Below are 1,355 nucleotides of genomic sequence, written 5' to 3' on the forward strand. Positions count from 1 at the left end.
TCGTGGGCTAGGATATGTGTTTATTTGACAGTATGAAGCCAATGACAGTGCTCATCATATAATGCATGTGATCTGTGTTGGACGCTCTTCCGATTATTATCGTTTTTTCGACTCAAAGACTAGTCGAGAAATAAAAACTCAGCTCCATAACCGTTTAAATGATGCACTTTTACCCAGTATTATTGGCTTATTTGAAGATAGATATATTGTCGTTGTTTTTGTGAAGAATTCGCCATGGACGAAAGAACAGATTATTGAACAACAGCAAAGAGTGCAGCGAACTCTGCCACATGAACTCATCGTAGGGGGGAATCCTCTTCCATTTGATTACTCTGTTGCAAGTATGCCATTTTATGAAAAAGATATTGCTAAAGGTAAAAGTTATCTTTTCAAAACAATGGCCTTCTGTGTCAATAAATCCTTGAAGTCTGTCGATGGTTTATATGTGTATAGCCATAGTGACTATAAATGTAGTCTGCGTAAACGTCAGATTATCCAAGATTTAAGTCAAGATATTCGACAGGGGGGAGCTAAGTTTGAACTTTGCTATCAGCCGATATTCCACAGTACAGATACTTCTAAAGTTAATATCTGGGAGATTTTATTAAGATGGAAGCGTACTGAATATGGTGGCCCTGGTGAATTTATGCCTTTGGTCGCGACAAAGCCACATTTGCATTATTCATTAACCATGATGATTTTGAACAAGGTTATTGATTATGCCGTATCCAGTGAAGATACACTGCCAAATATCAGTATCAATGTCAGTAATTCCGATCTCATGATGGTCGATTTTTTTGATGATGTCATGATCGCAACGGAGATATATCCAGAATTAAGGTCAAAAATCATTTTTGAAGTGGTTGAATATAGTGAAATGCTGTCAAAAAAGCATGTGAAAGATAATATTCTCAACTTGAAAAAAATCGGATTTCGATTCGCCATTGATGATTTTGGTTGTGGTTACTCAAATCTTCAGTTGTTAACTGAAAAGCACTTTGATTTTATTAAAATTGATAAAACAATAATTGGAATGTGCGAACAAGATGCTGTCGCTTACGAAACCTTGCAATTTATACTCAAACTTTCAGAGAGCATCAATGCCGGCTTAGTGATTGAAGGTGTCGAAACAGCTCAGCAGTTGGCATTAGTGCCTGAAGACCCGAACGTTTTCATACAAGGATTCTTGCTGTCTAAACCTGTCAGACTAACGTCAACGTTAAGCCCTAGAACCAAAGAAAAATAAGAAGATACCAATAATCTTCACTTTCAGACAGCGTTAAAACTAACTGCATTACGTTAGTTAATATACTTATAAAATTCACTGTAAAATGTGAATGCTAAAGGAAATACAT

General features: G+C 36.2%; 1 protein-coding gene. It reads left to right on the forward strand.

Annotation, left to right across the window (positions count from 1 at the left end):
- Positions 1 to 61 precede the first annotated feature (61 nt).
- Positions 62 to 1,246: an EAL domain-containing protein gene (locus ASV53_RS24045; protein ID WP_094958995.1), complete on the forward strand. Its 1,185-nt coding sequence runs from the start codon at positions 62 to 64 to the stop codon at positions 1,244 to 1,246.
- Positions 1,247 to 1,355: the final 109 nt, after the last annotated feature.

The organism is Photobacterium sanguinicancri (assembly GCF_002265265.1).
Lineage (GTDB): Bacteria > Pseudomonadota > Gammaproteobacteria > Enterobacterales > Vibrionaceae > Photobacterium > Photobacterium sanguinicancri.

Bases quoted from the DNA above. Each gene is read 5' to 3' on its own strand.
- ASV53_RS24045 (WP_094958995.1), top strand. From the start codon at position 62: ATGCATGTGATCTGTGTTGGACGCTCTTCCGATTATTATCGTTTTTTC.